We start from the raw sequence: 23,833 nt of genomic DNA, 5'->3' as shown, positions 1-23,833 counted from the left end.
CTAGGCCCCCGCCAGCTTGGGCGGGCGCACCACCGCCGCTTCGCGGATCGGCAGGTTCACCAGGGCCGCGGCCAGCGCCAGCGCCATATCGGCATACCACATCCAGCTGTAGTCGCCCGTGTGCACGATGGCCAGGCCGCCCAGCCAGGCGCCGAAGAAGCCGCCGATCTGGTGCGACAGCAGGGTCATGCCGAACAGCGTGGCCAGGTAGCGCACGCCGAACAGCTTGCCGACCAGGCCGGCCGTCGGCGGCACGGTGGCCAGCCAGGTGGCGCCGAGCGCGGCGGCGAACAGGTAGAAGGTCCATGCGGTCTTCGGCGCCAGCAGGTACAAGGCGACCAGCATGGCGCGGCTGGCATAGATCCAGAACAGCAGCGACTTCATGCGGTAGCGCGAGGCCAGCATCCCGGCGCCCAGGCTGCCGGCGATGTTGAACAGGCCGATCAGGGCCAGGGCCGTGGCCGAGACGCTGGCCGGCAGGCCGCACAGCGCGACTTCGCCCGGCAGGTGGGTGACCAGGAAGGCGATGTGGAAGCCGCAGGTGAAGAAGCCCAGGTGCAGGCAGATATAGCTGCGGTCGCGCATGGCCTGGCGCAGCTGCTGGCCGAGCGAGATCGAAGGCGGAGCCGGCTGGGACGCGGCAGGCGCGGCGCCGGCAGCACTAACGGGAGAAGCGGCGGCGGCTTTCCTGCCGCGCAGCGGCCAGGCCAGCGGAATGGTCAGCAAGGTGGCGACGGCCATGGTGAGCATGGCCCAGATCCAGCCGGCGCCGGCGATGATCGCGCCCATCAGCGGCGCGAACACGAACTGGCCGAAAGAGCCGCCGGCGTTGATGAAACCCGAGGCGAACGCGCGCCGCTCGGCCGGCAGGCGCTGCGCGGTTGCGCCGATCAGGATCGAGAAGCTGCCGGCGCCGGCCCCGGCCGCCGAGAGAAAACCCATGGTCAGCAGCAGCGCCCACTGCGAATCGACGAAGGGCGTGGCGGCGGTGCCCACCGCCAGCATCAGGCCGCCGAGGGCGATCACCCTGCCCGGCCCGTATTTGTCGGCGACCGCGCCGAAGACCGGCTGGGCCGCTCCCCACATCAGCTGGGCCACCGCCATCACGAAACTGATGCTGGCCACGCCGAGCCCGGTCGCGGTGTTCAGCGGCGACAGGAACAGGCCGCTGGTCAGCCGCGCGCCCATCGTGATCATCATGATGGCGCTGGCGACCAGGATCAGGGTCCAGGCCGCGCGCGGAGAGGGATCGAACGGCGGTGTCGGGTTGGCGTTGGTCATCAGGCAATTATAGATTGCCTTTTCGACCTTTGCCGAAGCCCGTCAATACCGCTTCAAGACGCCTCGTTGGCGGCCCGGATCAGCAGCGCGGTCGAGTGCGCCGCCATGCCTTCTTCGCGGCCCAGGTAACCCAGCTTTTCGTTGGTCTTGGCCTTGATGTTCACCTGCTGCGGCGACACGCCCAGGTCTTCGGCGATGCGCGAGACCATCAGCGGGATGTGCGGCGCCATCTTCGGCTGCTGGGCGATGATGGTGGCGTCGATATTGCCGATGGTGTAGCCCGAGTTCAACACCCGGTGCGCGACTTCGCGCAGCAGGGTGCGCGAATCGGCGCCGGCGAACATCGGGTCGGTGTCCGGGAAGTGCTTGCCGATGTCCCCCAGCGCAGCCGCGCCCAGCAGCGAATCGATGATCGCATGCAGCAGCACGTCGGCGTCGGAATGGCCCAGCAGGCCCAGGCGGTGCGGAATGGTGACGCCGCCGACGATCAGCTTGCGGCCTTCGACCAGCGCGTGGTTGTCGTAGCCGGTGCCGATGCGAAACGGAGGATGGGGGTTGTAGGATGCGAGTGCCATGGTGTGTGGTTCGTGTCGGTCAAATGGTGGAATCGAGCGCCAGGTACATCTCGGCGATGCGGATGTCGGATGGCAGCGTGACTTTCAGGTTGCGCGGATGGCCTTCGACCAGCCGCGGGGCCAGGCCCAGCGCCTCGACGGCGCTGGCGTCGTCGGTGATCGCGGCCGGGTCGAGCGCCGCGTCGAGCGCGCGGCACAGCAGCGCGTAGGAAAACATTTGCGGGGTCTGGGCCAGCCACAGCCCGTCGCGCGGGACGGTGGCGACGCCGTCGTCGCCCCGGCGCTTGACGGTATCGACCACCGGCAGCGCCAGCAGGCCGCCGGCCGCGTGGTCGCCGGTCTCGACGATCAGGCGTTCGATCAGCGCGGCGTTCAGCCCCGGCCGGGCGGCGTCGTGCACCAGCACGCGGTCTTGTGCGCCGAGCACGCCGGCCAGCGCATGCAGGCCGTTGCGGATCGACTCCATGCGGGTGGCGCCGCCGCAGCGCAGCACGGTGACCCGGCTGCCCGGCTCCCTTGCGTCGGGCAGCACGCCGTCGATGAAGGGGTCGTCCGCGCTCACCACCACATAGGTGTGGGCGATGAGCGGGCTGGATAGAAACGCGTCGACCGTGTGACGCAGCATGGGCTTGGCGCCGATGGCCAGGTATTGCTTGGGACTGCCGGCCGCCATGCGGGCGCCGACGCCGGCCGCCGGAATGAGGGCGACATGCTGCTGCACTGCCGTGTTCGTTTCGTTTGCTTGTTCGGTGGTCATGAACTGCTTCGTGATGCCTGTCTAAGCAAAGACTGTACCTCACCTGCGCAAACCTTGCCCAGGCGGGCGTATTCCTGCGGCGTATCAATGGCCGCCTGCAATACTTCGACTTTTTCCATCTCACGTTTAATGTAGGGCATCCAGCTGCGGTCGACTTCGCGCTGGAGCAGAGATCGTGCCTGGCCGATCGGCGCATACAACGGCTTGCCGGCGAAGCGCGCCGCCAGGCGGGCGCGCACGATGGCTTCGGCCTTCGGCAGGAAATCCTGGTAGGTCTGCAGGTGGCGCATCTCGTGGGCCAGCACTTCCCGGTACGAACACGATCCCGGCGGAAACTCGCGGCTGACATAGATCACGATCGGCGCGTAATACAGGTTGACGTCCATGCGCGGCGCCACGCATTCGTAGCCGCTGGCCCCGTCCGTCAACATGCGCCCGCCGACCTTGATGCTCACCCGGGCCTCGGTATGCGTCAGGCCCAGCACCCAGGACCCACGGCGCACGCTGCCTTTCAGGCGGGTCAGGTCGAAGTAGGAACGCGTGTTGTCGATGCGGTAGCCTTCGCTGCGGCTGGACAGGACCGAGATCGTCTCGCCGATGGTGTCCTCGCATTGCGCCTGGAACGGGGTGCGGGCCTGGGCTACTGCCGGGGCGGCGGCCAGAATCCCCAACGCGGCCGACAGCAAGGCCAGGCTCCGACACGGCCGCATGACGATCAGGCAGGCGTCCAGTCGCCGGCCAGGATCTTCTCGAGCCAGAAGGTGCCGATGATCGTTTTCACGTCGGTGATCTCGCCCTTGCGCACCATCTCGAGCAGCTCGGGCACGGTGGCGCTGAAGAGCTCCAGGAATTCGCCCGCGTCGAGCTGCTGTTCGCCCGCGCTCAGGTCTTCGGCCACGAAGATCTCGAGGTGCTCGTCCGAATAGGCGATCGCGTTATGGATGGTGCAGACGAAGCGCCAGCGTCCCGCCGTGTAGCCGGTTTCTTCCCTGAGCTCGCGCTTCGCGCATTCGAGGTGGTCTTCGCCCGGGTCGATCTTCCCGGCCGGGAATTCGATGAAGACCTGCGAGTTCGGATAGCGGAACTGGCGCTCGAGCAGCACCCGGCCGTCGGGCAGCAGCGGCAGGATCACGACCGCACCAGGGTGACGGAAGAACTCGCGCTGGCTCTCCGAGCCGTCCGGCAGGCGGATGCGGTCTTTCTCGACTTTCAGGAAATGGCCGTCGTAGACGACGCCGCCGTCGATGCGGGTTTCTTTCAGATCCGACACTATGGACTCCATACGATACGCAGATAGTGAGAATCATAAGCCAAACGCACTGACAGCGGAGCCTGCACTGCTTCCAGATTCGTTGGCCCAAAAACGTCTTTTTTGGCACTGCAAAAAAAGACTTCCCGCGGAGGCGGGAACCCAAGTGTGCTCGCGTTATCGATACGCTGACAAACTTAGGTTCCCGCCTGCGCGGGAACGACGTGCTTGCTTTACCTAACTAATCTAGCGCCGCTTGCGCATATACCGCATCACGAAGCCCGGAAACGCCAGCACCAGGAACATGCAGCCGGTGACCGCATAAAACTCCCAGGTCTGCACGAACACCGAACCGATACGCGATTCCAGCAGCCTGGCGACCAGGCCGACCACGAAGTACAGCACCACCAGCTCGAGCAGGCGCAGCGCGAAGGCCTTGTTGCGCGGCTCCCCTGCCCCCTTGCCGCCGGGGACCGGCACGAGCCCGAACAGGCGCTCGTTCACGAACGGCAGATTGGCCCCCGCCAGCGCGAGGGCAATCACCAGCAATGCGGCCAGCGAGCTATCCATGGCTTAATTCGCCAGGGTCGCCTGCATGGCGCTGTAGCAGATCGCCAGCAGGCCGCCCGGGACGATGCCCAGCACGACGATGGCGACGCCGTTAAGCGACATGATGACGCGCATGTCCGTCGGGGTCGAGATGGCGGCGGTGTCCACCGCTTCGTCGAACCAGATCGTCTTGACGATGCGCAGGTAGTAGAACGCGCCGATCAGCGAGAACATCACGGCCACGACGGCCAGCCACACCATGCCGGCGTTGGCGACGGCCTGGATCACGGCGTACTTGGCGATGAAGCCCACCATCGGCGGCACGCCGGCCAGCGAGAACATCAGGATCGTGGCGACAATCGCGAACCATGGGCTGCGCTTGCCGAGACCCTTGAAGTCGCTGATCAGTTCCGCCTCGTGGCCGGCGCGCGCGAGCATCATGATCAGGCCGAAGGTGCCCACCGTGGTCAGCACGTAGATGATGGTGTAGTACATCGCGGCGCTGTAGGCAGCGGCGGCATTGGTGGTGTCGCCGTCGACGTTGCCGACCACCAGGGCCAGCACCACGAAGCCCATCTGCGCGATGGTCGAATACGCCAGCATGCGCTTGATATTGGTCTGCGCGATCGCGGTGACGTTACCGAAGGCCAGCGACAGCACGGCGACCACCAGCAGCATCTGCTGCCAGTCGAAGGCCATCGACGGCAGCGCTTCGGCCAGCAGGCGGATCACGATGGCGAAGGTGGCGATCTTCGGCGCGCCGCCCAGCAGCAGGGTCACGGCGGTCGGCGAACCCTGCACGACGTCCGGCACCCACATGTGGAACGGCACCACGCCCAGCTTGAAAGCCAGGCCGGCCACCACGAACACCAGGCCGAACACCAGGATGGTGCGGTTCGCGCCTTCGGCTGCGGTGATCTGGGCGATCGCATTGATGTCGAGCGAACCGGTCGCGCCGTAGATCATCGAGATGCCGTACAGCAGGAAGCCCGATGCCAGGGCGCCGAGGATGAAGTACTTCATCGCGGCTTCGGTCGAGACCGCGTGGTCGCGGCGCAGCGCAACCAGCGCGTACAGCGACAGCGACATCAGTTCCAGGCCCAGGTAGATCGACAGCATGCTGTTACCCGAGATCATGATCATCTGGCCCAGCATCGAGAACAGCGCGAGCGAATAGAACTCGCCGCCCAGGTTACCCGACATCATGCCGCGGTCGCCGGCGTACTGGCGCGAGTAGACGATGGTCATGGCCGTGGCCAGGTAGGTGAACAGCTTGAGCAGGTTCGACATCGGATCCGACACGTACATATGACTGAACGTATAGACAGTCGCGCCGCCGTTGAAGTCGATAAAGGAAAAGATCGCGCAGCCGCCGATCGCCAGCAGCGACAGGCCATAGGTCAGGTTGCGCTTGCCTTCCTTCAGGAACAGGTCGATCAGCAAGATCGAGGACGTCGCGATCAGCAGGAAGATTTCGGCATAGACCGGCGCCAGATTGGTGTCGGCAGCCGATAACAGGGTCGAGTTCATTTCATTCATGGCGTTTTATTGAGGCACTTTGCTGACTGCGACGTGCTGAAGCAGGTCGGTGACCGACACTTGCAGGGTCTCGGCGATCGGCGCCGGGTACAGGCCCATCGCCAGGGTGGCGATTGCCAGCACCGACAGGATGGCGAACTCGCGACCGTTCAGGTCGGTCAGCTCGGCGACTTTCTTGTTGGCGACAGGGCCGAACACGACGCGCTTGACCATCCACAGCGAGTAAGCCGCGCCCAGGATCAGGGCGGTGCCCGATGCGACGCCGGTCCAGAAGTTGAACTCGACCGCGCCCAGGATGACCATGAACTCGCCGATGAAGCCCGAGGTCGCCGGCAGGCCGGCATTGGCCATCGAGAACAGCACGGCGAAGGCGGCGAACTTCGGCATGGTGTTGACCACGCCGCCGTAGTCGGCGATTTCACGCGAATGCACGCGGTCGTACAGCACGCCGATGCACAGGAACATCGCGCCCGACACGAAGCCGTGCGAAATCGCCTGCATCAGGCCGCCCTGCACGCCCAGGTCGTTGAACATGAAGAAGCCCAGGGTCACGAAGCCCATGTGCGCGATCGACGAATAGGCGACCAGTTTCTTCATGTCTTTCTGCACCAGGGCCACCAGGCCGATGTAGATCACGGCCACCAGCGACAGACCGATGACGACCGGCGCCAGGTATTGCGATGCGTCCGGGGTGATCGGCAGCGAGAACCGCAGGAAACCGTAGGCGCCCAGCTTCAGCATGATCGCGGCCAGCACGACCGAACCGCCGGTCGGCGCTTCGACGTGGGCATCCGGCAGCCAGGTGTGCACCGGCCACATCGGCACTTTCACGGCGAAGGCCATGAAGAAGGCGATGAAGATCAGGATCTGCTCTTTCATCGTCAGCGGCAACTGATGCCAGGCCAGGATGTCGAACGTTTGCGACTGGGTGTACAGGTAGACGATCGCGACCAGGGTCAGCAGCGAACCGAAGAAGGTGTACAGGAAGAACTTGAATGCCGCATACACCCGGTTCGGGCCGCCGAACACGCCGATGATGATGTACATCGGGATCAGGGTGGCTTCGAAGAAGAAGTAGAACAGCAGGCCGTCCAGCGCGCAGAACACGCCGATCATCAGGCCCGACAGGATCAGGAACGAGCCCATGTACTGGGCCACGCGCTCTTCGATCACCTGCCACGCCGCCAGCACCACGATGATGGTGATGAAGGCGGTCAGCGGCACGAACCACAGCGACAGGCCGTCCACGCCGAGGCGGTAGAAGACGTTGAAGCGCTCGATCCAGGCCGCCTGTTCATAGAACTGCATGCCGTGGGCGGCGTTGTCGAAATTGGCGATCAGCGGGATCGTCGGCAGCAGGCTGACGACGGCGCCGACCAGCGACATCATGCGCACCATCCCGGCGTTCTTGTCGCGGCCGATAGCCAGGACCAGCACGCCGAACAGGATCGGGAGCCAGATCGCCAGGCTCAGGTACGGTGGAAACGTAGAAATTGTTGACTGCATCATTTTTCTTTATCTCTGCCTGTGATTAACCGCGCCAGAACGGGAAGAAGTACAGCATCGCTGCCAGTACGCCGACGATCATCACGAACGCATAGTGATAGATGTAACCGGTCTGCGCGCGCTTGGTGATGGTCGAGAACCAGGCCACCAGTTTGGCGCTGCCGTTGACGACCAGGCCGTCGATCAGGCCGCGGTCGCCGACATTCCACAGGCCCTTGCCCACGCCGAGTGCGCCGCCAGCGAAGAACTTCTGGTTGAACGCATCCATGTAGTACTTGTTGTCCAGCAGGGTGTGCAGCGGCTTGAGCTTGGCGTAGAACCAGGCCGGCACGCGCGGATTGACCATATAGCAGTAGTAGGCGGCAACGACGCCTGCCAGTGCCAGCCAGAACGGTGCGGTCTGCAGGCCGTGCAGGGCCATCGCGCCGGCGCCATGGAACATCTCGCCCAGTTCCGCCATCGCAGGGTGAGCAGGATTGACGGTGATCACGCCATCGAAGAAGTTACCGTGCAACATAGGACCGATCGCCAGGTAGCCGACGATGACCGACGGGATCGCCAGCAGGATCAGCGGCAAGGTCACGACCCAAGGCGACTCGTGCGGCTTCTGGCCCGGGGCCAGACCGTGGTGGTGATGGTCGTCGTGCGCGTCTTCCTCATGGTGCGCGCCCGAATCGTGCAGTGCGTGCGGATCGGCGTGGTCGTGCGCGGCGGCTTTGGCATGCGCATGATCGTCATGATGATCGTGTGCATGTGCCTTGCCAAAACGCTCTTCGCCATGGAACACCAGGAAATACATACGGAACGAGTAGAACGCCGTGACGAACACGCCGGCCAGCACCGCGAAGTTGGCGAAGCCCGAGCCCGGCAGGTTACTTGCGTGCACCGCCTCGATGATCGAGTCCTTCGAGTAGAAGCCCGAGAACAATGGGGTACCGATCAGGGCCAGCGAACCGATCAGCGAAGTGATCCAGGTGATCGGCATGTACTTGCGCAGGCCGCCCATGTTGCGCATGTCCTGGTCGTGGTGCATGCCGATGATGACCGAGCCGGCGCCAAGGAACAGCAGCGCCTTGAAGAAGGCGTGGGTCATCAGGTGGAAGGCGGCGACCGAGTAGGCCGACACGCCCAGCGCCACGGTCATGTAACCCAGCTGCGACAAGGTCGAGTAAGCGACCACGCGCTTGATGTCGTTCTGGATGATGCCCAGGAAGCCCATGAACAGCGCGGTGATCGAACCGATGACGATGATGAAGGAGAGTGCGCCATCCGACAGCTCGAACAGCGGCGACATGCGCGACACCATGAAGATGCCGGCGGTAACCATGGTCGCGGCGTGGATCAGTGCCGAGATCGGGGTCGGGCCTTCCATCGAGTCAGGCAGCCACACGTGCAGCGGGAACTGCGCCGACTTGCCCATCGCGCCGATGAACAGGCAGATGCAGGCGGCGGTCAGCAGTGGCCAGTCGGTGCCCGGCACGGTCATGGTGACCAACTGGTCGGCTTGCGCGAACACTTCGGTGTAGTTCATCGAACCCGACGCGGCCAGCAGCAGGCCGATGCCGAGGATGAAGCCGAAGTCGCCGACACGGTTGACCAGGAAGGCCTTCATGTTGGCGAAGATCGCGGTCGGACGGGTATACCAGAAGCCGATCAGGAGGTACGAGACCAGACCCACCGCTTCCCAGCCGAAGAACAGCTGCAGGAAGTTGTTGGACATGACCAGCATCAGCATCGCGAACGTGAACAGCGAGATGTACGAGAAGAAGCGGTTGTAGCCGTCGTCTTCCGCCATATAGCCGATCGTGTAGATGTGGACCATCAGCGACACCGAGGTCACGACGCACATCATCATCGCGGTCAGGGTGTCGATCTGGAAGCCGACGGCGAGCTTCAGCGTGCCGACCGTCATCCAGGTGTAGATGTCTTCATTCAGCTTGAAGCCGTCGAGCGTGGCCATCAGGGTCTGCACCGAGATGATCAGCGCGATCAGCACGCCCAGGATGGTCGCCGTATGCGACACCTTGCGACCGACCACATTGCCCAGGAACTTGGTACCGAGCAGGCCGGCGATCGCCGAGCCTGCCAGCGGCGCCAGAGGCACCGCCAGTAAGAGTGAGGTTGAAATTTGCCCCGCCATGTTGAACCTTATTCGTTATGTGTTATCGAGACGAGCTCATCAGCCTTTAAGGCTGTCGAGGTCTTCCACGTTGATCGTGTCCAGGTTACGGAACAGGACCACCAGGATTGCCAGGCCGATTGCGGATTCGGCGGCAGCGACGGTCAGGATGAAGAACACGAAAATCTGCCCCGCCGCGTCGCCCAGGTAATGGGAAAACGCGATGAAGTTCAGGTTCACCGCCAGCAGCATCAATTCGATGGCCATCAGCAGGATGATGATGTTTTTCCGGTTCAGGAAGATGCCGACCACCGAGATCGCGAACAGGATCGCGCCCAGGATCAGGTAGTGTGCGAGCGACAAGGTCATTTTGGCTCCTTCGGTTCTGCGGCGGCAGCGGCAGCAGCAGCGGCTGCGGCGGCCTTCTCGACGTTCGCTGCGTCGATGGCGCGCTGGTTGACCGTTTCGACCTTGACGATCTTCAGGCGGTCGTTACGCTTGACGCGAACCGCTTGGCCCGGGTCGATGGCTTTGGTGTCCTTGCGCTTACGCAGGGTCAGGGCGACGGCGGCGATGATCGCCACCAGCAGCACCACGGCGGCGATCTCGAAGCCGTAGATGTACTTGGTGTAGATCTGCAGGCCCAGTTCCTTGGTGCCGCCAATGTTCAGGGCGGCCGCTTCCGGCGTCTGCTCGAAGTCGACGAAACCGCGCCACAGCACGGCGGCCATCTCCAGCACGATCAGGGCGCCGATGCCGGACGCCAGGGGCAGGTAGCCCCAGAAGCCTTCGCGCATGCGGTCGATATTAATGTCGAGCATCATGACGACGAAGAGGAACAGCACCATGACGGCGCCCACATAGACCAGCACCAGCACGATGGCGAGGAATTCGGCCTTCAGCAGCAGCCAGATGCCGGCCGCGTTGAAGAAGGCCAGCACCAGGAACAGCGCGGCGTGGACCGGATTCTTGGCGGTGATGACGCGCAGTGCGGCCAGCACCATGATGGCCGCAAACACGTAGAACAGAACAGTTGTAAATGTCATGACTTACCCAGGACCCTTATGTTTTAGCGGTACTTCGCGTCCGCCTCGCGGGCGGCGGCGATGTCGGCTTCGTAGCGGTCGCCGACGGCGAGCAGCATCTCTTTGGTGTAGTAGAGATCGCCGCGTTTCTCGCCGTGGTATTCCAGCACGTGGGTTTCCACGATCGAGTCGACCGGGCACGATTCTTCGCAGAAGCCGCAGAAGATGCACTTGGTCAGGTCGATGTCGTAGCGCGTGGTGCGGCGGGTGCCGTCATCGCGCTGCGCCGATTCGATCGTGATCGCCATGGCCGGGCACACCGCTTCGCACAGCTTGCAGGCGATGCAGCGCTCTTCCCCGTTGGGGTAGCGACGCAGCGCATGCAGGCCGCGGAAGCGGTTCGACATGGGGGTCTTTTCTTCCGGGTACTGGACCGTGATCTTGCGCGACAGCGCATATTTCCCGGTCAGGGCAAGGCCCTTGATCAACTCGGTCAGCATCAGGCTACCGAGGATTTCTTTCATTCTGGACATTGTGCGTTCCTTACTTCCAAATATTCCACGGCGTCTGCATCCAGACGGCGACGACGACCAGCCAGATCAGGGTCAGCGGGATGAACACTTTCCAGCCCAGGCGCATGATCTGGTCATAGCGGTAGCGTGGGAAGGTACCGCGCACCCAGATGAAGAAGGTCACGAACAGGAAGGCCTTCAGGAACAGCCAGAAGAAGCCGATGAAGCCGCCAATGGTGCCGCCCACTTCGAGGAAGGCGAACGGCGCCGACCAGCCGCCCATGAAGAACAGCGAAGCCAGGGTACCGATCAGGATCATGTTGCCGTATTCGGCCAGCATGAACATCGCGTACGACATGCCCGAGTACTCGACCATGTGGCCGGCCACGATTTCCGATTCGCCTTCGATCACGTCGAACGGGTGACGACCGCACTCGGCCAGGCCCGACACGAGGTAGATGATGAACAGCGGGAACAGCGGCAGCCAGTTCCACGACAGGAAATTGATGCCCATGTCGGCGAACATGCCCACTTGCTGGCCGGCGACGATGCCCGACAGGTTCAGGGTGCCCGACACCATCAGCACGACCACCAGCACGAAGCCCATCGGGATTTCGTACGAGATCATCTGGGCCGAGGCGCGCATCGCGCCCATGAACGAGTACTTCGAGTTCGAGGCCCAGCCGGCGATGATGATGCCGTAGACTTCGACCGAGGTGATCGCCAGCAGCAGCAGCACGCCGGCGTTGACGTCGGCCAGCGCGAACTGCGGGCCGAACGGCACCACCGACCAGGCGGCCAGCGCCGGCATGATGGTCATGATCGGGCCGATGACGAACAGGTTGCGGTTCGCCTTGGCCGGGATCACGATTTCCTTGATCAGCAGCTTCAGGCCGTCGGCCATCGGCTGCAGCAGGCCGCCAGGGCCGACGCGGTTCGGGCCGATACGGATCTGGATCCAGCCGATGAATTTACGTTCCCACAGGGTGGCGTAGGCGATCGCGATCATCAGCGGCGCGACGACGGCGACGATCTTGATGATGGTCCAGACCAGCGGCCAGACCGGGCCGAGCAGGTCGGCGCCGCCGGCGTTGAATGAATCGATGTAACCGGGCGTTGCCATTACTTGCCCTCCCCTGCTTTTTCAACTTGGATGGAACCGAACATGGCGCCCAGGCCGCTGACAGCCGGATGGCCGGCGGCGACACGCACCGCGTTCGACGGCAGCGTCTTGTCGATATTGGCGACCAGGACGGCCGAGCCGCTACCCTGGGTGACCTTGACCTTGTCGCCGGCGTTCACGCCGATCGATTCGGCGACGGCCTTCGACAGGGTCACCAGCGGCGCATTCGCGTCGGCGGTGCGCTGCAGCGGCTCGGAGCGGCGGGCCAGCGCATCGGTGAAGTACACCGGCACGTCGGTCAGGCGCTCGAGCTGGCCGGCCGGGGCATAGCTGCCCGCGGTTGGCGCCAGGCTCGCCTTGTTGCTCAGCTTGGCCGACAGGTCGGTATTGCCCTTGCCGAAGGCTTCGTCGCGGATCGATTCCGAGGTCTCGTAGTCGAAGCCGGTCAGGCCCAGCAGGTTGCCCAGCACGCGCAGCACTTTCCAGGCTGGACGCGCGTCGCCCAGCGGACGCACGGTGCCGTTGAAGCTCTGTGCGCGGCCTTCGCAGTTGACAAAAGTGCCCGAGGTTTCCGAGAACGGCGCGATCGGCAGCAGCACGTCGGCGTAGTCCATGCCGTGCTTGAAGGCCGACATCGCGACCACCATTTCGGCCTGCTGCAGCGCGGCGACGGCTTGCTGCGGGTTGGCCGCATCCAGTTCCGGTTCCGCGTTCAGCAGCACATAGGCTTTCTTCGGCGTCGCGAACAGCGATTCCTTCTTGCCCGAGGTGGCGCCCACCAGGTGGCCGCCGACCGAGTTGGCGGCTTCGACCAGGTAGCCGAACGAGCAACCGGTCTGCTCGGCGATCCATTGCGCCGCGGCGTGGATCTTCGAGGCTTGCGGGTGTTGTGCGGCGGCGTTGCCCAGCAGGATCGCGCCCGGCACCTCGACGTCACCGACGACGACCAGCGAGGCGGCGATGGCTTTCGCCTGCTCCGACGCTTCGATGTTCTCGAAGCCGGCCGGGACGGCGATGTTCTTGTCGGCGGCGATGGCGACCACGACTTCCGACAGGGCGACCAGCCAGTCGCTCGGTGCGGCGACCAGCTTGTGAGCGACCTTCATCAGCAGTTCTTCATCGCTGCCACCCAGCACCGACAGACGCAGGCCGGCCTTGGTGGCGGCGCGCAGGCGGGTGGTGGCCAGCGGGTGATCCTTGCGCAGGAAGGAACCGATGACCAGCGCGCGCTTCAGCGTCGACAGTTGCGCGATCGGCATGCCGAGCCATGGGGTCACCTGGCCGTCCAGTGCGAAATCGCTCTGGCGCAGGCGGAAGTCGACGTTCTCCGAACCGAAGCCACGGAAGGCCTTGTTCAGCAGGTACAGTTCTTCCACGGTCGAGTGGGCGGTGGCGACGGCCGCGAGGCTGTCGGCGCCGTGCTCGTGGCGGATATTGCGCAGGCCGTGGGCGACATATTCAAGGGCGGTCGACCACTCGGTCTCGATCCACTTGTTGTCCTGCTTGATCATCGGCTTGGTGAGACGATCGGCATTGTCCAGCGCCTCGTACGAGAAACGCTCCTTGTCCGACAGCCAGCACTCGTTGACCGCTTCGTTCTCGAGCGGCAGCACGCGCATCACCTTGCCGCCCTTGACCTGGACGATCAGGTTGGCGCCCAGCGAATCGTGCGGCGACACCGACTTGCGGCGCTGCAGTTCCCATGGACGTGCCGAGTAGCGGAACGGCTTGCTGGTCAGCGCGCCGACCGGGCACAGGTCGATCATGTTGCCAGACACTTCCGAGTCGACGGTCTTGCCGACGAAGGTGGTGATCTCGGAGTGCTCGCCGCGGCCCAGCATGCCGAATTCCATGACGCCGGCTACTTCTTGGCCGAAACGCACGCAACGGGTGCACTGGATGCAGCGCGACATCTCTTCCATCGAGATCAGCGGACCGGCCTCTTTCGGGGCCACCACGCGTTTTTCTTCTTCGTAGCGCGAGCCGCTCTTGCCGTAGCCGACGGCCAGGTCCTGCAGCTGGCATTCGCCGCCCTGGTCGCAGATCGGGCAATCCAGCGGGTGGTTAATGAGCAGGAATTCCATCACCGACTTCTGCGCCTGCACGGCCTTGTCGCTGTGGCTGCGCACGACCATGCCCGGCGAGACCGGGGTGGCGCAGGCTGGCAGCGGCTTCGGTGCCTTTTCCACTTCGACCAGGCACATGCGGCAGTTCGCGGCGATCGACAATTTCTTGTGATAGCAGAAGTGCGGGATGTAGGTGCCGAGTTTGTTTGCGGCGTCCATCACCATGGAACCTGGTGGGACTTCGACTTTCTTGCCGTCTAATTCGATTTCAACCATTTGATCGTTACCTGACCTGGTTTAAAGGTATGCGGGCACGAGGCAGTGCTTGTGCTCGATGTGATATTCAAATTCCTGGCGGAAGTGCTTGATCATCGCCTGGACCGGCATCGCTGCCGCATCGCCGAGCGCGCAGATGGTGCGGCCCTTGATGTTGTCGGCGATATTGTTCAGCAGGTCCATGTCTTCCGGACGGCCCTGGCCGTTCTCGATGCGGTGGACCATGCGGTACATCCAGCCGGTGCCTTCACGGCACGGGGTGCACTGGCCGCACGACTCTTCATAGTAGAAGTACGACAGGCGCAGCAGCGACTTGACCATGCAGCGGGTCTCGTCCATGACGATGACGGCGCCCGAACCCAGCATCGAACCGGCTTTCGCGATCGAATCGTAGTCGAGGTCGGTCTGCATCATGAGGTCGCCCGGCACCACCGGCGCTGACGAACCGCCAGGAATCACGGCCTTGATCTTCTTGCCGCCGCGCATGCCGCCAGCCAGTTCCATCAGGGTCGCGAATGGCGTGCCCAGCGGGACTTCGTAGTTGCCCGGACGCTCGACGTCGCCCGAGATTGAGAAGATCTTGGTGCCGCCGTTGTTCGGTTTGCCCAGCGCCATGTAGTTTTCGGCGCCGATGTTCAGGATGAACGGGACGGCCGCGAAGGTTTCGGTGTTGTTGATCGTGGTCGGCTTGCCATACAGGCCGAATGAAGCCGGGAATGGCGGCTTGAAGCGCGGCTGGCCCTTCTTGCCTTCGAGCGACTCGAGCAACGCGGTTTCTTCGCCGCAGATATAGGCGCCGTAGCCGTGGTGCGCATGCAGCTGGAAGCTGAACTCGCTGCCCATGATGTTATTGCCCAGGAAGCCCGCCGCGCGCGCTTCTTCCAGCGCTTCCTCGAAACGCAGGTAGTCCTGGAAGATCTCGCCGTGGATGTAGTTGTAACCCACGGTGATGCCCATCGCGTAGGCGCCGATGGCCATGCCTTCGATCAGCGCATGCGGGTTGTAGCGGATAATGTCGCGGTCCTTGAACGTGCCCGGCTCGCCTTCGTCGGTATTGCAGACGAGGTATTTCTGGCCCGGGAACTGGCGCGGCATGAAGCTCCACTTCAGGCCGGTCGGGAAGCCGGCGCCGCCGCGGCCACGCAGGCCCGAGGCTTTCATGTCGGCGATGATCTGTTCCGGCGTGATCTTTTCTTCGATGATGCGGCGCAGCGCCGAATAGCCGCCACGCTTGACGTAGTCGGCCAGGTGCCAGTTTTCGCCGTTAAGGTTGGCGAGGATCAGCGGTTTGATGTGACGGTCGTGCAGGCTGGTCATTTCTTGAGTTCCTCTACCAGGGCGTCGATCTTGGCGTCGCTCATGAACGAACACATGCGATGGTTATTCACCAGCATGACCGGCGCGTCGCCGCAGGCGCCCATGCACTCGCCTTCGAGCAGGGTGAACTGGCCGTCTTCGGTGGTGTCGCGGTAGTCGATGCCCAGCTTGTCCTTCAGGAACTGGCCGGCGCGTTCACCGCCCGACAGGGCGCATGGCAGGTTGGTGCACACGGTGATCTTGTGCTTGCCGACCGGCTTGATATTGAACATATTGTAGAAAGTCGCCACTTCCTGCACGGCGATGGCCGGCATGCCGATGTAGTCGGCGATCTCTTGCATGGTGTCAGGCGACAGCCAGCCCAGTTCGACCTGGGCGTGGGCCAGCGAAGCCATCACGGCCGACTGGCGTTGATCGGCTGGGTACTTGGCCAGCTCGCGATCGATTTTTTGATAGCACTGCGCGGATAACATAGTCTTCTCTCTGCCCTTTTCTTATCGGTCGATACTGCCGAACACGATGTCCTGGGTACCGATGATGGCCACCGCGTCAGCGATCATGTGGCCGCGTGCCATCTCGTCGAGGCTCTGCAGGTGGACGTAGTCCGGAGTGCGGATTTTCAGGCGGTATGGCTTGTTGGCGCCGTCGGAGACGATATAGATGCCGAACTCGCCCTTCGGGTGTTCGACCGCGGCATAGGCCTCGCCCTCGGGGACGTGGAAGCCTTCGGTGAACAGCTTGAAGTGGTGGATCAGCGATTCCATATTGGACTTCATGTCCATCCGGCTTGGCGGCGCGATCTTGTTGTTGTCGATCATCACCGGGCCCGGGTTGGCGCGCAGCCAGGCCAGGCACTGCTTGATGATGCGGTTCGACTGGCGCAGTTCTTCCACGCGCACCAGGTAGCGGTCGTACGAGTCGCCGTTGGTGCCGACCGGGATGTCGAACTCGACCTTGTCGTAGGCGGCGTACGGCTGGTGCTTGCGCAAGTCCCAGGCGATGCCCGAGCCGCGCAGCATGGCGCCGGTGAAGCCCATGGCTTTCGCGTCTTCCGGCGACACCACACCGATGCCGACGGTACGCTGCTTCCAAATCCTGTTATCGGTCAACAGGGTCTCGTATTCGTCGACATAGCCGTCGAAACGCTTGGTGAAGGCGTCCAGGAAGTCGATGACCGAACCCTGGCGGTGTTCGTTCAGCTCGGCGATCGCCTTGGCGCTGCGGATCGGCGACTGCTTGTGCTGCGGCATGGTGTCCGGCAGGTCGCGATACACGCCGCCCGGACGATAATAGGCCGCGTGCATGCGCGCGCCCGACACCGCTTCATACACGTCGAACAGGTCTTCGCGGTCGCGGAAGCAGTACAGGAACGGGCCCATGGCGCCGATGTCCAGCGCGTGCGCGCCCAGCCACATCAGGTGGTTCAGGATGCGGGTGATCTCGTCGAACATGGTGCGGATGTACTGGGCGCGGATCGGCGCTTCGATGCCGAGCAGCTTTTCGATCGCCAGCACGTAGCCGTGCTCGTTGCACATCATCGACACGTAGTCGAGGCGGTCCATATAAGGAACCGACTGGAGGTAGGTGCGGGTTTCGGCCAGCTTCTCGGTACCGCGGTGCAGCAGGCCGATGTGCGGGTCGGCGCGCTGGATCACCTCGCCGTCGAGTTCCAGCACCAGGCGCAGCACGCCGTGCGCTGCCGGGTGCTGCGGACCAAAGTTCAGGGTGTAGTTCTTAAGCTCAGCCATTATTTCGTCCCGTAGGTCTCTTCGCGAATCACGCGCGGGATGTTCTCGCGCGGCTCGATCGTGACGGGTTGGTAGATCACGCGTTTCTGTTCCGGGTCGTAGCGCATTTCGACATAGCCCGAGATCGGGAAGTCCTTGCGGAACGGGTGGCCGATGAAGCCATAGTCGGTCAGGATGCGGCGCAGGTCGCCGTGGCCGTCGAACAGGATGCCGTACATGTCGAACGCTTCGCGCTCGAACCAGTTGGCGGCGCGCCAGATGCCGGTGATCGATTCGACCAGCGGCATGTCGTCGTCCGGGCAGAACACGCGCACGCGGACGCGCCAGTTCTTCGCCAGGGAAAGCAGGTGAACGACGACCGCGAAGCGCGGACCTTCATAGGTGCCTTCGCCATAGGTCGAATAGTCGACGCCGCACAGGTCGATCATCTGTTCGAACGCCAATTGCGGATCGTCGCGCAGGGTGGTCATGGTCTTGATGTAATCAGTTGCCTTGACCACCACCGTCACTTCGCCCAGCGCCGCCGAAATGGCAGCGCCCTCGCCCAGTGCATTTTTCAGGGCGAGTTCAAGGGTCTCGAGTTTTGTCGTCATGGAGTACGCCGTCCGTTTTTAGCGCGCGATGGTATTGGTGCGCTTGATCTTGTTCTGGAGCTGCATGATGCCGTAGAGCAGAGCTTCGGCAGTCGGCGGGCAGCCTGGCACGTACACATCGACCGGGACGATGCGATCGCAGCCGCGCACCACCGAGTAGGAATAGTGGTAGTAGCCGCCGCCGTTGGCACAGGAACCCATCGAGATCACCCAGCGCGGCTCGGCCATCTGGTCGTAGACCTTGCGCAGCGCCGGCGCCATCTTGTTGCACAGAGTGCCGGCGACGATCATCACGTCGGACTGACGCGGCGATGGACGGAACACGATGCCGAAGCGGTCCATGTCGTAGCGGGCCGCGCCCACGTGCATCATCTCGACCGCGCAGCAGGCCAGACCGAACGTCATCGGGAACATCGACCCGGTACGCGCCCAGTTGATCAGCTTGTCGGCTGTGGTGGTGATGAAACCTTCGTTTAATACGCCTTCAATTGCCATGGCTTATTCCCAATCAAGGGCACCTTTCTTCCAGATGTACCAGAAACCGACCACGAACTCGGCGATGAACACCATCATCGTGATGAAACCGGTCCAACCCAGCTCGCGCATCGAGACGCCCCATGGGAAGAAGAATGCCGTTTCCAGATCAAACAAAATGAACAAGATCGCGATCAGGTAGTACCTGACGTCGAACTTCATGCGTGCGTCTTCGAAGGCTTCGAAGCCGCATTCATACGGGGACAGCTTGGCTTCGTCGGGCTTGTGCGGGCCCAGCAGGCGGCCAAGCACCTGCGGGGCGACACCGACGCCGATGCCAACCAGGATAAAGAGAAGAACGGGGAGATAGTTTTCGAGGTTCACAGCTGAAGCTTCCTGAACGATCGGTTAATGAAATGCTGCGTAGGGATGCAGCACCGAATCGTGCGAACCTGGCTTCAAGCCTGCCACCAGGACCGGACGACGATCCTCGTAAAAAAGCCAGCTCAGGCATGAGGAAAAACTCGTGCGCCCTTGCTGGCTTTCTTTCTAAATTTTGGTGCCGACGGCGAGACTCGAACTCGCACAGCTTGCGCCACTACCCCCTCAAGATAGCGTGTCTACCAATTTCACCACGTCGGCTGGAGACCAGTATTTTACCCTGCCTTAGCATTACTTATCAATGCTCAAATTGCGTAATCACAAGGATATTTGCGATTTTTTTGAATCACGTCGCCGATTATTCGATGAGCCGGCAATTACTTGCCCACTCCTGGCGACATTCTTCCCGCAGGTGCGCGATCAATGTCCTAGCCGCACTCACCAGCGGATTCGGCAAGTCCATTCACGCGCCGCAATATTCTACGCCTAAAAAGACAAACGCGCCGATAAAACGGCGCGTTTGCATGTTGTTATTGTGGCGCGTTAGCCGCGCCGGGCGATAATCACTTCGCCGGAGCTGCCGGCGCCGGCGCTGCCGGGACCTCGGTTGCCGGAGCGGCCGGGGCCGGGGTTGCTGGAATGGCTGCGGCCGGTGCGGCATTGTTGGCCGGCAGGGTCGGCACGTCGGCCGGTGCGGTCTGGGCCGGTGCGCCGCCAGGGATGCCAGTAGCTGGCGCCTGGCTCGACGGCACGGTCACGCGGCCCATGACGCCGCCGCCGCTCTCGCCGCTGCCGCTGTTGCCGATATAGGCCAGGGCCAGGGTCGAGCCGAAGAAGATGGCGGCCGCCACGGCGGTCGACTTCGACAGGAAGTTCGACGAACCCGAGGCGCCGAACAGGCTGCCCGATGCGCCCGAGCCGAAGGCCGCGCCCATGTCGGCGCCCTTACCGTGCTGCATCAGCACCAGGCCGATAATGGCCAGGGCCGAAACAACCTGCACGACGATAATCAAATTGAACCAGATCATTGCAATTCCATTCCAAGTTTAAAACAACGTTTTTAAATTTCTTATATTTTCAAAAGATTCGAAAATTCGTGATGCTTTGAAGCAGGTTTTATTCAGCTTGCTTAGCGCTCCGCCTGCGCGGCCCGAATAATCCCGAGAAAATCACTCGACTTTAATGCAGCCCCACCGATCAGGCCGCCATCGATATCCGGCTGCGCCATCAGATCGCCTGCATTCTCCGGCTTCATGCTGCCGCCGTAAAGGATTTGTACGTTTTCGGCCGCCTCGGCGTTGCGGCTGCGCAATTTATCACGCAAGAAGGCGTGTACTTCCTGGGCCATCGCCGGCGTCGCCGTCTTGCCGGTGCCGATCGCCCACACCGGCTCGTAGGCCAGCACCAGCTTCGGCACGGCATCCGCGCCCACCACTTCCAGCACCGCGTCGAGCTGGGCGCCGACCACGTCTTGCGTGGCGCCCGCCTCGCGCTGGTCCAGCGTTTCGCCGACGCACACGATCGGGGTCAGGCCGGCATCCAGCGCCGCCCTGGCCTTGCGCGCGACGAGGTCGTTCGATTCACCATGGTAGGCGCGGCGCTCGGAGTGGCCGACGATCACGTAACGGCAGCCGAAATCCTGCAGCATCGAGGAACAGACTTCGCCGGTGAAGGCGCCGCACGGCTCGGTCGCGACGTCTTGCGCGCCCCAGGCCATTGCACTGCCTGCGAGAAGTTGTTCACACTGGAACAGGTAGGGAGCGGGGACGCAGACGGCGCTCGCGGCGCCCGCCTCGTTCAATCCAGCGAGAATACCTTGCAGCAGCTGTGCATTGGCTGCACGGCTGCCGTTCATCTTCCAGTTACCTACGACGAGTTTGGGACGCATACTACCCCATGTCAAATAACCCGCTATTCTAGCGGTCGATCATATGGCGGTCAAACAAAGGCTGAGCTGCTCAGCTCGCTGATTTTTGCCTGGAAACCGCCGCCACTGCGTGCCCGCGAGGCCTTCCTGGCCCGGCCGGCACGCCCCTTTTTCAACCGTGTCAGCCTGGCTGCACCTGCAGCACGATCTTGCCGACGTGGGTGCTCGACTCCATCAGGGCATGCGCCTGGGCCGCCTGCGCCAAGGGGAAGACCTGATGGATCACCGGCTTGATCTTGCCCTGGGCGAACAGCGGCCAGGCGTGCTCGCGCAGCTGGCGCGCGATCGCCGCCTTGAAGTCGACCGGCCGCGGACGCAAGGTCGAGCCGGTGACCGTCAGGCGGCGCCGCAGCACCTGCCCCATGTCGAGGTCGGCGCGCGCGCCGCCCAGCAGCGCGATCACGACCAGGCGGCCATCGTCGGCCAGGCAATCGATCTCGCGCGCCACATAATCTCCCGCGACCATGTCCAGAATTACATCGACACCTTTGCCGTTCGTGAGTTCCTTGACCACGGCGACGAAATCCTCGTCGCGGTAATTGATGCCGCGTTCGGCGCCGAGCGCCTCGACGGCGCGGCATTTGTCCGCGCTGCCGGCGGTGGCGAACACACGGTGGCCCAACGCCCTGGCCAGCTGGATCGCGGTCACGCCGATGCCCGAGCTGCCACCCTGCACCAGCAGGCTCTCGCCCGCGGACAGGCGGGCGCGGTCGAACACATTGCTCCACACCGTGAAATACGTTTCCGGCAAGGTGGCCGCTTCGAGCGCGTTCAGGCCTTGCGGCACCGGCAGGCATTGCGCGAGCGGCGCGGCGCAGTATTCGGCATAGCCGCCGCCCTGCACCAGCGCGCACACCAGGTCGCCCTTCTTGAAATCGCTGCCGTCCAGGTCGCCGTCGACGATCTCGCCCGCCACTTCCAGGCCCGGCAGATCGGAGGCGCCGGGCGGCACCGGGTATTTACCCAGGCGCTGCAGCACGTCGGGCCGGTTGATGCCGGCCGCATGGACCTTGATGAGCACTTCGCCGGCTTTCAGGGCCGGCGTCGGGCGCTCGCACAGTTGCAGGACTTCCGGCTTGCCGGGCTGGGTGATCTCGATGGCGCGCATGGTTGCTCCCGTGTTAGCAAAACCGTAATTGTACGGGAGTCGGGGCCGGCTTGCGCGCCGCCGTGCGCGTTGCTAGGCGCCCTGCTCGACAGCCGCCAGCGCCTGGCGCGCCATGCTGAGGGCGCCGGCATAGGTCCGGGCGGCGGCGATGAAGCGGCCGGTGTGGCAGAACACGGCGTCCTCGACGCCGGTGACGGCCGCCAGCTCGGCTTCGCGCAGGCCGGCCCAGGCTGCCGGCAGGTCGGCCCTGGCGTCGAAGCTCTCGGTGTCGACCGAGACCGTGTGCAGCATGTAGCGCTGTTCGGTCAAGCTGTGGCTGATGACAAACAGGACCTTCGGCATTTCCTTGCGCACCACACTGCTCCAGGGCAGCGCGGCGTTCTTCAGGAACAGGAGCCTGCCGTCTTCGAGCACCTCGGCCTGGCGCACCTGGGTCACGGCCAGCATCGCGCCGACGCGGTAGCGCACGGCGTTGCCCATGATGTCGGTCAGGAACTCGACGGCGCGCATGAACTGGCCCATGCGGTAGACCTCCACCGCCTCGCCATAGCCCAGGCGCTGCTCGTCGAGCCAGCCGGGATTGAAGCCGGACACCACTGCCGACAAGCCATAGCTGCCCGGCGCATTCTTGGCCACGCCGACGTCCGACAGGTCGAGGTATTGCACGATGTCGGCGTCGATCGCGTAGGCGATCTGCTGGGCCGTGTCGTCCGCCAGCCGCTCGCCGGTATGGCGCTCGGCCAGGGCGGCGACGCAGCGCGCGCCATACTCGCGCCAGACCAGGCCGGCGCTGGCATAGGGCACGCCGGATGCGCGGGCGCCGTCGAATTCCTTCTGGTGGTGGTCGAAGCGGCCAGTGGCCGGGTCCCAGACCCCGCCAACGTCGATCGCGAAGTCGGCGGCATCGATCCTGGCCTGTTCGCGGGTGCGGACGACGTCCGCCTCGGGGAACAGCACCTTCAGGACGGCGACCGCCCACGCATCATCCGCGTGGAATTTGCCGCCGTGAGTGGCAATCAACATACATGCTCCAAATGGTCGCCGCGCCATTGCCACTGTATTGACAGGCGCGCGCGAGTGAATCGAAGCCGAAGCCTACCACGCGGACCTGTCCCGGCGCGCCCTTCCATCGCTGTTTTGGGCAATTTCCTGGCTTTGCGCGCCCAGCGCGCGCGCCAGCATCTTGTGCCGGTGCGCGAACAGCAGCTTGACCATGGCGCGCACGACCGGCGTGGCGAAACGGGGCGCGAACGACAAATGATCGGTGATCAGGGCGCCGCGGCCGTCGGCCGCCGGCGTGATCACGCGCTCGTGCCGCCAGGTGTGCATCGAGAGCAGTTGCGACTGCTCGACGAAGCGGTGGCCCGGCACGATCTCGGTAAACGTCAGCTTCGACATATCGACCGGAAACAAGCCGAACAGCAAGAACTGGCACCGGCCCAGCGACTTGCCGAGCATCGTATTGGCGCCGATATCCGTCATCCCCTTGGGAAACACGAGCTTCAGCAAAGGCCGCATCTCGGCGCGCACGCTCCGGAGCGAAGTCGACCAGGCCCAGGCTTCCTGGGTCGAGACCGGCACCTGGGTCGCCATCGTCAATTCAACATCCGCCATCGTCATCTCCTCATCGATGTATCCAGCCTCATGCTGGACCGCATCGGCAATCTGCTCAGTTCGCCAGATCGCTTACCGCCAACTTTAGATGGTC

Annotated in this window: 25 protein-coding genes and 1 tRNA gene; all 26 read right to left on the bottom strand. The window is 63.5% G+C overall.

Annotation, left to right across the window (positions count from 1 at the left end):
• Complete coding sequence (locus tag ABIB42_RS04405) at positions 1–1,281, bottom strand: MFS transporter (RefSeq protein ID WP_273027652.1); 1,281 nt, start codon at positions 1,279–1,281, stop codon at positions 1–3.
• Between the two features lie 53 nt (positions 1,282–1,334).
• Positions 1,335–1,856 carry a 2-C-methyl-D-erythritol 2,4-cyclodiphosphate synthase gene (gene ispF / locus ABIB42_RS04400; RefSeq protein WP_005666461.1) on the bottom strand — a complete coding sequence of 174 codons (522 nt, stop codon included), beginning with the start codon at positions 1,854–1,856 and terminating at the stop codon, positions 1,335–1,337.
• Positions 1,857–1,875: 19 nt separating this feature from the next.
• Positions 1,876–2,613 carry a 2-C-methyl-D-erythritol 4-phosphate cytidylyltransferase gene (gene ispD / locus ABIB42_RS04395; protein WP_005666459.1) on the bottom strand — a complete coding sequence of 246 codons (738 nt, stop codon included), beginning with the start codon at positions 2,611–2,613 and terminating at the stop codon, positions 1,876–1,878.
• Complete coding sequence (locus ABIB42_RS04390; protein ID WP_040776130.1) at positions 2,610–3,323, bottom strand: membrane protein; 714 nt, start codon at positions 3,321–3,323, stop codon at positions 2,610–2,612. Before ABIB42_RS04390 ends, ispD begins: the two co-directional genes overlap by 4 nt.
• A 5-nt stretch (positions 3,324–3,328) precedes the next feature.
• Positions 3,329–3,886 (bottom strand): NUDIX domain-containing protein, encoded by a 558-nt coding sequence (locus tag ABIB42_RS04385; protein WP_040776449.1) that lies wholly within the window; start codon positions 3,884–3,886, stop codon positions 3,329–3,331.
• A 222-nt stretch (positions 3,887–4,108) separates the two neighbouring features.
• Entirely contained in the window at positions 4,109–4,432 is a 324-nt protein-coding gene (locus ABIB42_RS04380; protein WP_429247944.1) for a DUF2818 family protein, read from the bottom strand.
• A gap of 3 nt (positions 4,433–4,435) precedes the next feature.
• Positions 4,436–5,950, bottom strand: coding sequence for an NADH-quinone oxidoreductase subunit NuoN (gene nuoN, locus ABIB42_RS04375; protein ID WP_429247943.1), 1,515 nt, complete (start codon positions 5,948–5,950; stop codon positions 4,436–4,438).
• A 6-nt stretch (positions 5,951–5,956) separates the two neighbouring features.
• Positions 5,957–7,459 carry an NADH-quinone oxidoreductase subunit M gene (locus ABIB42_RS04370; RefSeq protein ID WP_005666449.1) on the bottom strand — a complete coding sequence of 501 codons (1,503 nt, stop codon included), beginning with the start codon at positions 7,457–7,459 and terminating at the stop codon, positions 5,957–5,959.
• Positions 7,460–7,481: 22 nt separating this feature from the next.
• Positions 7,482–9,596 carry an NADH-quinone oxidoreductase subunit L gene (gene nuoL / locus ABIB42_RS04365; RefSeq protein WP_429247942.1) on the bottom strand — a complete coding sequence of 705 codons (2,115 nt, stop codon included), beginning with the start codon at positions 9,594–9,596 and terminating at the stop codon, positions 7,482–7,484.
• Between the two features lie 39 nt (positions 9,597–9,635).
• Positions 9,636–9,944: an NADH-quinone oxidoreductase subunit NuoK gene (gene nuoK, locus ABIB42_RS04360; RefSeq protein WP_005666445.1), complete on the bottom strand. Its 309-nt coding sequence runs from the start codon at positions 9,942–9,944 to the stop codon at positions 9,636–9,638.
• Positions 9,941–10,621 (bottom strand): NADH-quinone oxidoreductase subunit J, encoded by a 681-nt coding sequence (locus ABIB42_RS04355; RefSeq protein ID WP_005666444.1) that lies wholly within the window; start codon positions 10,619–10,621, stop codon positions 9,941–9,943. The genes nuoK and ABIB42_RS04355 overlap by 4 nt, the downstream gene beginning before the upstream one ends.
• A gap of 23 nt (positions 10,622–10,644) precedes the next feature.
• Positions 10,645–11,133, bottom strand: a complete 489-nt coding sequence (gene nuoI / locus ABIB42_RS04350) for an NADH-quinone oxidoreductase subunit NuoI (RefSeq protein WP_005666441.1) — start codon at positions 11,131–11,133, stop codon at positions 10,645–10,647.
• Between the two features lie 10 nt (positions 11,134–11,143).
• Entirely contained in the window at positions 11,144–12,235 is a 1,092-nt protein-coding gene (nuoH, locus tag ABIB42_RS04345; RefSeq protein ID WP_005666438.1) for an NADH-quinone oxidoreductase subunit NuoH, read from the bottom strand.
• Positions 12,235–14,577 (bottom strand): NADH-quinone oxidoreductase subunit NuoG, encoded by a 2,343-nt coding sequence (gene nuoG, locus ABIB42_RS04340; protein ID WP_005666436.1) that lies wholly within the window; start codon positions 14,575–14,577, stop codon positions 12,235–12,237. The genes nuoH and nuoG overlap by 1 nt, the downstream gene beginning before the upstream one ends.
• A 21-nt stretch (positions 14,578–14,598) precedes the next feature.
• Positions 14,599–15,894: an NADH-quinone oxidoreductase subunit NuoF gene (gene nuoF / locus ABIB42_RS04335; RefSeq protein ID WP_005666435.1), complete on the bottom strand. Its 1,296-nt coding sequence runs from the start codon at positions 15,892–15,894 to the stop codon at positions 14,599–14,601.
• Positions 15,891–16,367 carry an NADH-quinone oxidoreductase subunit NuoE gene (gene nuoE / locus ABIB42_RS04330; RefSeq protein ID WP_005666433.1) on the bottom strand — a complete coding sequence of 159 codons (477 nt, stop codon included), beginning with the start codon at positions 16,365–16,367 and terminating at the stop codon, positions 15,891–15,893. Before nuoE ends, nuoF begins: the two co-directional genes overlap by 4 nt.
• 21 nt (positions 16,368–16,388) lie before the next feature.
• Positions 16,389–17,642 (bottom strand): NADH-quinone oxidoreductase subunit D, encoded by a 1,254-nt coding sequence (locus ABIB42_RS04325; RefSeq protein WP_005666431.1) that lies wholly within the window; start codon positions 17,640–17,642, stop codon positions 16,389–16,391.
• A complete protein-coding gene (locus tag ABIB42_RS04320; RefSeq protein WP_005666430.1) occupies positions 17,642–18,235 on the bottom strand; it encodes an NADH-quinone oxidoreductase subunit C in 594 nt (197 codons plus the stop codon). The genes ABIB42_RS04325 and ABIB42_RS04320 overlap by 1 nt, the downstream gene beginning before the upstream one ends.
• Positions 18,236–18,253: 18 nt before the next feature.
• The gene (locus ABIB42_RS04315) at positions 18,254–18,730 is read right to left on the bottom strand and encodes a NuoB/complex I 20 kDa subunit family protein (RefSeq protein WP_005666428.1); all 477 of its coding nucleotides are present in this window, start codon (positions 18,728–18,730) and stop codon (positions 18,254–18,256) included.
• 3 nt (positions 18,731–18,733) lie between these two features.
• On the bottom strand, positions 18,734–19,093 hold the full coding sequence (locus ABIB42_RS04310; protein WP_005666426.1) for an NADH-quinone oxidoreductase subunit A: 360 nt from the start codon (positions 19,091–19,093) through the stop codon (positions 18,734–18,736).
• A gap of 173 nt (positions 19,094–19,266) precedes the next feature.
• Positions 19,267–19,351 (bottom strand) — tRNA-Leu (locus ABIB42_RS04305).
• Positions 19,352–19,653: 302 nt separating this feature from the next.
• Positions 19,654–20,118, bottom strand: a complete 465-nt coding sequence (secG, locus tag ABIB42_RS04300) for a preprotein translocase subunit SecG (RefSeq protein ID WP_005666424.1) — start codon at positions 20,116–20,118, stop codon at positions 19,654–19,656.
• Between the two features lie 101 nt (positions 20,119–20,219).
• Positions 20,220–20,978: a triose-phosphate isomerase gene (gene tpiA / locus ABIB42_RS04295; protein WP_184239392.1), complete on the bottom strand. Its 759-nt coding sequence runs from the start codon at positions 20,976–20,978 to the stop codon at positions 20,220–20,222.
• A gap of 160 nt (positions 20,979–21,138) precedes the next feature.
• Positions 21,139–22,125 carry an NAD(P)H-quinone oxidoreductase gene (locus ABIB42_RS04290; protein WP_429247941.1) on the bottom strand — a complete coding sequence of 329 codons (987 nt, stop codon included), beginning with the start codon at positions 22,123–22,125 and terminating at the stop codon, positions 21,139–21,141.
• Positions 22,126–22,197: 72 nt separating this feature from the next.
• Entirely contained in the window at positions 22,198–23,148 is a 951-nt protein-coding gene (locus tag ABIB42_RS04285) for an MYG1 family protein (protein WP_429247940.1), read from the bottom strand.
• Between the two features lie 72 nt (positions 23,149–23,220).
• The gene (locus tag ABIB42_RS04280) at positions 23,221–23,739 is read right to left on the bottom strand and encodes a hypothetical protein (protein ID WP_429247939.1); all 519 of its coding nucleotides are present in this window, start codon (positions 23,737–23,739) and stop codon (positions 23,221–23,223) included.
• Positions 23,740–23,833: the final 94 nt, after the last annotated feature.

The sequence above is a fragment of the Massilia sp. UYP32 genome, assembly GCF_050434365.1.
In the GTDB taxonomy this organism is placed as follows: Bacteria; Pseudomonadota; Gammaproteobacteria; order Burkholderiales; family Burkholderiaceae_D; genus Telluria; species Telluria timonae.
This window is presented reverse-complemented; position numbering and strand designations above follow the sequence as displayed.